The sequence below is a fragment of the Pseudogulbenkiania sp. FW507-F1 genome (assembly GCF_058781125.1).
Genome location: NZ_JBYSWM010000051.1, coordinates 1 through 7,817, shown reverse-complemented (window position 1 = coordinate 7,817; position 7,817 = coordinate 1). Strand labels below are relative to the sequence as shown.

At 68.2% G+C, this 7,817-nt stretch carries 7 protein-coding genes and 1 other RNA gene; 2 read left to right on the top strand and 6 right to left on the bottom strand.

What is annotated here, in order from left to right:
- From AC3WG5_RS18900 to zwf, 6 genes are all read right to left on the bottom strand, one after another.
- A partial coding sequence (locus AC3WG5_RS18900) for a phosphoglucose isomerase-related protein (protein WP_492570257.1) occupies nucleotides 1-799 on the bottom strand: 799 nt, incomplete at its 3' end.
- Between the two features lie 9 nt (nucleotides 800-808).
- Nucleotides 809-1,660, bottom strand: a complete 852-nt coding sequence (hexR, locus tag AC3WG5_RS18895; protein ID WP_008954650.1) for a transcriptional regulator HexR — start codon at nucleotides 1,658-1,660, stop codon at nucleotides 809-811.
- Entirely contained in the window at nucleotides 1,653-2,636 is a 984-nt protein-coding gene (locus tag AC3WG5_RS18890) for a glucokinase (RefSeq protein ID WP_492570254.1), read from the bottom strand. The genes hexR and AC3WG5_RS18890 overlap by 8 nt, the downstream gene beginning before the upstream one ends.
- Nucleotides 2,617-3,294, bottom strand: coding sequence for a 6-phosphogluconolactonase (pgl, locus tag AC3WG5_RS18885; RefSeq protein ID WP_492570253.1), 678 nt, complete (start codon nucleotides 3,292-3,294; stop codon nucleotides 2,617-2,619). Before pgl ends, AC3WG5_RS18890 begins: the two co-directional genes overlap by 20 nt.
- Before the next feature lie 95 nt (nucleotides 3,295-3,389).
- Nucleotides 3,390-3,465, bottom strand: a non-coding RNA gene (locus tag AC3WG5_RS18880) — sX9 sRNA.
- Between the two features lie 62 nt (nucleotides 3,466-3,527).
- Nucleotides 3,528-5,000: a glucose-6-phosphate dehydrogenase gene (gene zwf / locus AC3WG5_RS18875; protein ID WP_492570252.1), complete on the bottom strand. Its 1,473-nt coding sequence runs from the start codon at nucleotides 4,998-5,000 to the stop codon at nucleotides 3,528-3,530.
- A gap of 254 nt (nucleotides 5,001-5,254) precedes the next feature.
- Here zwf and edd point away from each other — a divergent pair, with 254 nt between their 5' ends.
- Complete coding sequence (edd, locus tag AC3WG5_RS18870; protein WP_014085574.1) at nucleotides 5,255-7,090, top strand: phosphogluconate dehydratase; 1,836 nt, start codon at nucleotides 5,255-5,257, stop codon at nucleotides 7,088-7,090.
- Between the two features lie 5 nt (nucleotides 7,091-7,095).
- Entirely contained in the window at nucleotides 7,096-7,722 is a 627-nt protein-coding gene (locus AC3WG5_RS18865) for a bifunctional 4-hydroxy-2-oxoglutarate aldolase/2-dehydro-3-deoxy-phosphogluconate aldolase (RefSeq protein WP_008954645.1), read from the top strand.
- The last annotated feature ends 95 nt before the right edge of the window (nucleotides 7,723-7,817 follow it).

Genomic DNA, 7,817 nt, shown 5'->3' with positions numbered 1-7,817 from the left:
CGCCCACCCAGTCCCAGAACTCGAACATGTTGGCCGGGTCGATGCCGAAGTCGGCCACCGCCTGCTGGTTGGTCGACACCGCGACGAAGTGCTTGGCGACGGCCTTTTCGTCGCGCGCACGCTCGACGAACCAGTCGCGCGCGGTGAGCGCGTTGGTCAGCGTTTCCTGCGTGGTGAAGGTCTTCGACTCGATCACGAACAGCGTGGTCTCGGGGTGCACGCGCTTGAGCGTTTCCTTGAGCTGGGCGCCGTCGACGTTGGAGACGAAGTGCATGTTCATGCGCGGGTGGGCATACGGGCGCAGCGCGCTGCACACCATGAGCGGGCCCAGGTCGGAGCCGCCGATGCCGATGTTGACGATGTCGGTGATCGGCTGGTTGGTGTAACCCAGCCATTCGCCCGAGCGCACGGCGTGGGCGAAGCGCCCCATGCGTTCCAGCACGCGGTTGACCTTGGGCATGACGTCTTCGCCGTCGACCAGGATCGGCGAATTGGTGCGGTTGCGCAGCGCCACGTGCAGCACGGCGCGGCTCTCGGTGACGTTGAGCTTCTCGCCCTTGAACATGGCCTTGATGCGCGCCGGCAGGCCGGCTTCGCGCGCCAGCTGCATCAGCAGTTGCAGGGTGTCGTCGGTGAGGCGGTTCTTGGAGTAGTCGAGCAACAGCCCGCCCACTTCCAGCGCGTAACGTTCGGCGCGTTCCGGGTCGCTCTCGAACAGCTCGCGCATGTGCAGCTGTTTCGCGTCGGCAAAGTGTTCCCACAGCTGTTGCCAAGCGGGCAGTCGGGTCAGTTCGCTCATGCCATCCCCTCAGTAGTCGTCGTGCCGGCTGCCCTGGCGTTTCGGCCGCAGACTCAGCTTGGTTTTTTCCAGTTGGCCGATCACGCCCGGCCCGCGCCGCAGCGCCACGCCGACGGCGAGGATGTCGATCAGCACCAGGTGCACGATGCGCGAGATCATCGGGCTGTAGGTCTCGGTGTCTTCCGGGGCGTCGGCCACCAGCGTCACCGTGGCCTGCTTCGCCAGCGGCGAGCCGCTGGCGGTGATCGCCACCACCTTGGCACCGGCGTGCAGCGCCACCTCGACCGCGTCGAGCAGCTCGACGGTGCGGCCGGAGTTGGAGATGGCCACCAGCACGTCGCCCTCGCCCAGCACCGAGGCCGCCATGATCTGGGTGTGGGTGTCGGCGTAGGCCACGGTGGGAATGCCGAAGCGGAAGAATTTGTGCTGGGCGTCGGCGGCGATGATGCCGGAGTTGCCCAGGCCGTAGAACTCGATGCGGTTGGCGTTGGCCAACAGCTCCAGCGCGGCGTTGACCGCCGCCGGGTTGACGTCGTTACGGCACTTGAGCAGCGCCGACACGGTGTTGTCGAATACCTTGGCGGCGATCTCGGAGGTCGGGTCTTCCGGGCGCACGCTGGAGTGCACGTACGGCACCCCGGTGACCAGGCTGCCCGCCAGCTTGAGCTTGAAATCCGGCAAGCCGGTACAGCCCATCGAGCGGCAGAAGCGGATCACCGTGGGCTGGCTCACCCCGGCGCTGGCGGCGATGTCGGCCACCGCCGCCTGCATCATGGTGTAGGGCTGTTCCAGGACCAGGTCGGCGACCTTGCGTTCGGCCGCCGACAGGCTGCCCAGCTGATTGCGGATTCGTTCAAGCATGCTGCTCCTCCAGGTGCGCGGCCAGCGCGGCGGTGGCGCCCAACAGCGCCGGCATGGCGTGCGTCATGATGTACACCGGCACCGCCGCGAGGTAGCCGGAAAAGCGCCCCTTGTCTTCGAAACGGGCACGGAACGGCGAGCTCTGGAAGTAGTCGAGCAGGCGCAGCACGATGCCGCCGCCGAGGTAGACCCCGCCGCGGGCGCCCAGCGTCAACGTCAGGTTGGCCGCCGCGGTGCCGAGCATGGCACAGAATGCGTCCAGCGTCTCGCGGCAGCGCGGGCATTCGCCGGACAGGGCGCGGGTGGAGATGTCGGCGGCGCGCAGGTCTTCGGCCTCCTCGCCGGCCAGCGCGGCCAGCGCCTGGTAGATCAGCACCAGGCCGGGGCCGGACAGCAGGCGCTCGGCCGAGACGTGGCCGTAGCGCTCGCGCGCGAAGTGCCAGATCTGCGCCTCGCGCTCGTCGAACGGGGCGAAGCTGACGTGGCCGCCCTCGCCCGGCACCGGGGTGGCGCCGTGGGCGTGCGGCACCAGCGCCGAGACGCCGAGCCCGGTGCCGGGGCCGATCAGCGCGCACGGTGCGCCGGCTACGGCCTCGCCGCCGCCGACCTTGATCAGCGCGTCGGCCGGCAGGTGCGGCAAGGCCAGCGCCATCGCCGCCCAGTCGTTGATCACCAGGAACGACTCCAGCGCCAGCGCCTGGCGCGTGGCTTCGATCGAGAACGCCCAGTGGTGGTTGGTCATCTGCACCCAGTCGCCGGTGACCGGGTTGGCGATGCCGATGGAGGCATGCCGCACCGTGGCGCCGACGTCGGCGAGGTAGGCGCGCACCGCCGCTTCCAGCGTCGGGTAGTCGGCGCAGGCCAGGACCTTGATCTGTTCCGGCTCGGTGCCGCCGGTGTAGAGCGCGAAACGGGCATTGGTGCCGCCGATATCGGCGACCAGCCAGGGAAAGCTATCAGGACGCCCAGTAAACATCGAGCGGTACCTCCGTGTGGTGCAGGACATGACTGATCGGCAGTGCGTCGTCGACGGCCTGCCGCGCTTGTTCGAATACCCGGCGCTTGGCCGGCCCCTGGATCGCCAGGAACAGCCGGCCACAGGCCAGCAGCGCGGCCAGCGTCATGCTGAGGCGCGTGTGCGGCGCCGCCGGCGGGGTGACCGTGAGCAGCCATTCGGCCGACGGCAGCGCGAGCCCGGCAGCGAGTTCCGGCGCGGCCGGGAACAGCGAGGCAGTGTGGCCGTCGTCGCCCATGCCGAGCACGGCGACGTCGGGCTGGCACCAGGCGGCGCGCGCCGCGGCCAGGCTGGCGGCGGCATCGTCGGGGTGGAGCGCCAGCGGCAGGAAGCGCGCCGCGGCGGCGGCGCCGGTGAGCAGGTGCTGGCGCACCAGCGCGGCGTTGCTGTCCGGGTGGTGTTCCGGCACCAGGCGCTCGTCCACCAGCGTCACCGTCACGCGCGACCAGTCGAGGCCGCTTTCGGCCAACCTTTGCAGGAAGGCCACCGGCGAGCGCCCGCCGGACACCGCCAGCACCGCCTCGCCGCGTTCGCGGATCGCTGTCGCGAGCGCGCCGCTCACCGCCTCGGCCAGCGCCGTGGCGGCGTCGGCAGGCGTATCGAATTCAAACCATTGCATGGTGTTGTCTCTGTCTCTTCTATCTCTTTGTGGTGTTGCCGACCGGCCCATCCCGTCTCCCGCCGGGGGCGGCATCATATCGCTTGCTCAGAAGTCGTCCTCAACGTGTAGCGAGCGGCCGTCAGCGAGGGGCGGCTGGAGCACAGGAACCGGAATGGACACAGGGTCCATGAGGATTCCGAGCAGCACATGAACCCCGATCAGGGACGCGCAGCAGATTTATTCACAAGTTCTCAGCTCTCCTCGTGCCACGACACCCCATCCCGCGACAGCAGCGCGCTGGAGGCGGCCGGGCCCCAGCTGCCGGCGGTGTACTGCTTGGGCGGGGTGGTGCTGTGCTGCCAGTGGTCCATGATCGGCTCCACCCAGCGCCAGGCTTCCACCAGTTCGTCGCGGCGCATGAACAGCGCCAGCTTGCCGCGGATGACGTCGAGCAGCAGGCGCTCGTAGGCGTCGGCGCGGCGCACCTTGAACGATTCGTGGAAGTCGAGGTTGAGGTGCACCGGCTGCAGGCGCTGGGTGTCGCCCGGCTCCTTGGACAGGAAGTAGAGGCGGATGCTTTCTTCCGGCTGCAGGCGGATCACCAGGCGGTTGGCGGTGTTCAGGCCCATCGGGCTGGGGAACAGGTGGTGCGGCACGTCGCGGAAGTTGATCACGATCTCGGCCAGCCGTTCCTGCATGCGCTTGCCGGTGCGCAGGTAGAACGGCACGCCGGCCCAGCGCCAGTTGTCGATCTCGGCCTTGATGGCGACGAAGGTCTCGGTCTGGCTGCTGACGGGGATGCCCTGCTCCTGCAGGTAGCCCACCACCGGCTGGCCGTTGGCGGCGCCGGCCTTGTACTGGGCGCGCACGGTCTTGGCGGCGACGTCCTGCTCGCCGAACGGGCGCAGCGCCTTCAACACCTTGAGTTTCTCGTCGCGCACCGCGTCGGCGCCGAGGTTGGCCGGCGGCTCCATCGCCACGATGCACAACAGCTGCAGCAGGTGGTTCTGCACCATGTCGCGCAGCGCGCCGGTATTATCGTAGAAGTCGCCGCGCGTGCCGACGCCGAGCTCTTCGGCGATGGTGATCTGCACGTCGTGGATCCACTCGCGGCGCCACAGCGGCTCGAACAGCGCGTTGGCGAAGCGGATCGACAGCAGGTTCTGCACCGATTCCTTGCCGAGGTAGTGGTCGATGCGGTAGAGCTGTTCTTCCTTGAAGTGTCGCGCCACCGCTTCATTGATCTCGTTGGACGATTCCAGGTCGTGGCCGAGCGGCTTTTCCAGCACCACGCGCACCTTGTCGTGGTTCAGGCCGACCGCCGCCAGGTTGTCGCAGATGCCCTCGAACAGGTCCGGCGCGGTGGCGAGGTAACAGACGGCGACACGCTCGTTGTGCTGCTGCAGCACCTCGGCCAGCGCCGGGTAGTGTTCCGGCGTGGCGGCATCTACCTTGAGGTAGTCCACGCGCGCGAGAAAACCCTGCCAGGCGGCGTCGGAAAAGTATTCCTTGATGTGGATGCGCGCGCTCTTCTCCACCATCGCCAGGTAGTCTTCGCGCGCCATGTCGCGGCGACCCAGCGCCAGGATGCGGCCTTCTTCGTTCAAGAGGCCGGCGGCATGAGCCTGGTACAGCGACGGCAGCAGTTTGCGCATGACCAGGTCGCCGGTGCCCCCGAACAGCACCATGTCGAAGGCCGGGGTGTGCAGATTAGCGTTGTCCATCCTGAGTGTTCTCTCGCACAGTGGGTTGTGATGTAGTTATATTACCATTCGACGTGCCGCTGTCTACGGCAATTACACGGCCAAAGACAACAATTTCGATGCTGCAAAGCAACATGGAAATCAACGAAAATCCTTTATAAGCAATGGTTTTCAGCATTTGCACCACAACCGCAGCGAGAAACCCGCTGCAACGTATTGCATTTTGACTGTAGTAAAACTACCATTCATCGCACATTACCCACCGGGATTACACCATGGCCTTACATCCCGTCATCGCCGACGTCACCGCCCGTATCGTTGCCCGCAGCCAGCCGCGCCGCGCGGCCTACCTGCAGCATCTCGACGCCGCCGCCAAACGCGGCCGCGTGGAGCGCACCCAGCTGTCCTGTACCAACCTGGCGCACGCCTTCGCCGCCATGCCGGACACGGTCAAGATTCATCTGAAGGAAGCCAGCCGGCCCAACCTCGCCATCGTCTCGGCCTACAACGACATGTTGTCGGCGCACCAGCCGCTGGAAGCGTTCCCGGCCTGGATCAAGGACGAGGCGCTCAAGGCCGGCGCCACCGCGCAGTTCGCCGGCGGCGTGCCGGCGATGTGCGACGGCGTGACGCAGGGCCAGGCCGGCATGGAACTCTCGCTGTTCTCGCGCGACGTGATCGCCATGAGCACCGCGGTGGCGCTGTCGCACCAGATGTTCGACGCCGCGCTCTACCTGGGCGTGTGCGACAAGATCGTGCCGGGCCTGCTGATCGGCGCGCTGACCTTCGGCCACCTGCCGGCGGTGTTCGTGCCGGCCGGGCCGATGACCACGGGCATGTCCAACGACGAGAAGGCGCACATCCGCCAGCTCTACGCCGAGGGCAAGGTCGGCCGCGACGTGCTGCTGGAATCGGAGGCGCAAAGCTACCACGGCCCCGGCACCTGCACCTTCTACGGCACCGCCAACTCCAACCAGATGCTGATGGAGATCATGGGCCTGCACCTGCCGGGCACCGCCTTCGTCACTCCGGGCACACCGCTGCGCGAAGCGCTGACGCGCGCCGCCGCGCACCGTGCCGTGGCGATCAGCCCGGGCCGCGAGCACTACACCCCGGTGGGCCGCCTCGTCGACGAGAAGGCGGTGGTCAACGGCATCATCGGCCTGTTGGCCACCGGCGGCTCGACCAACCACACGCTGCACCTGGTGGCGATCGCCCGCGCCGCCGGCATCGACATCAACTGGGACGACTTCGACGAGCTGTCGGCGGTGATTCCGCTGCTGGCACGCGTCTACCCCAACGGCAAGGCCGATGTGAACCACTTCCACGCCGCCGGTGGCATGGGTTTCCTGATTCGCGAGCTGCTCGACGCCGGCCTGCTGCACGAGGACGTCACCACCATCATGGGTCCGGGCCTGCGCGCCTACACCACGGAACCGTGGCTCGACGACGGCCAGCTGGCCTGGCGTCCGGCGGCGGCCACGAGCCACGACAGCGGCGTGCTGCGTCCGGCGGCGGAGCCGTTCTCGGCCGACGGCGGCCTGCGCGTGCTCAAGGGCAATATCGGCCGCTCGGTGATCAAGGTCTCGGCGGTCAAGGCGGAACACCGCGTGGTGGAAGCGCCGGCGGTGATCTACCACGACCAGGACGAACTCTTGGCCGCGTTCAAGCGCGGTGAGCTGGAGCGCGACTTTGTCGCGGTGATCCGCTTCCAGGGCCCGCGCGCCAACGGCATGCCGGAGCTGCACAAGCTGACGCCGACGCTGGCGGTGTTGCAGGAACGCGGCTTCAAGGTGGCGCTGGTCACCGACGGCCGCATGTCCGGCGCCTCCGGCAAGGTGCCGGCGGCGATCCACGTCTCGCCCGAAGCGGTGTCCGGCGGCCCGATCGCCAAGCTGCGCGACGGCGACCTGGTGCGCGTCGACGCCAACAGCGGCGAGCTGACCGCGCTGGTGGCGGAGGCCGAATGGGCCGCACGCGAGGTGGTTTCGGCCAACCTTGCAGGTAATGATTTCGGCGTCGGCCGCGAACTGTTCGCCGGCATGCGCACCTTGGCCGACGTCGCCGAACACGGCGCGATGACCTTCCACCACCCCCTGTGGAGAGATTGAAAGCAATGGATGCACTGACTCTGTTACGCCAAAGCCCGGTGATGCCGGTGATCGTGGTCAACGACGCCGCGGTGGCGGTCGACCTCGCCCGCGCGCTGGTTGCCGGCGGGATCCGCACCCTGGAAATCACCCTGCGCACCAAGGCCGCGCTGGCCGCGATGCGCCGCATCCGCGACGAAGTGCCTGACGCCCTGGTCGGCGCCGGCACCGTGCGCACCCGCGCTCACCTGGAAGCCGCGCTCGACGCCGGCGCCCAGTTCGGCCTCAGCCCGGGCCTGACCCCGGAGCTGGCCGCCGCCGCGCGCGCCTCCGGCGTGCCGTTCATCCCCGGCGTGGCCACGCCGTCCGAGGCGATGCACGCCCAGGACGAAGGCTTCAACATCCTCAAGCTGTTCCCGGCCGAGGCGGTGGGCGGCATCAAGCTGCTCAAGGCGCTGGCCGGCCCGCTGCCGGAGCTGCGCTTCTGCCCGACCGGCGGCATCGACGCCAGCAACGCGCCGGCCTACCTGGCCCAGCCCAACGTGCTGGCGGTGGGCGGTTCGTGGCTGACCCCGGCCGACGCCCTCGCCGCGCAGGATTGGGAACGCATCACCCAGCTGGCCCGCGAGGCCAGCGCACTGGCGGTGCGCTGATCCCCCCGTTTTTGTTGCTTGTTGCTTCCTTGCAGGGCCTGCCGACTCTCCCGGACAGGCCCTTTTTTTATGCCCCGGCCGCCGCCCCCTTCCCT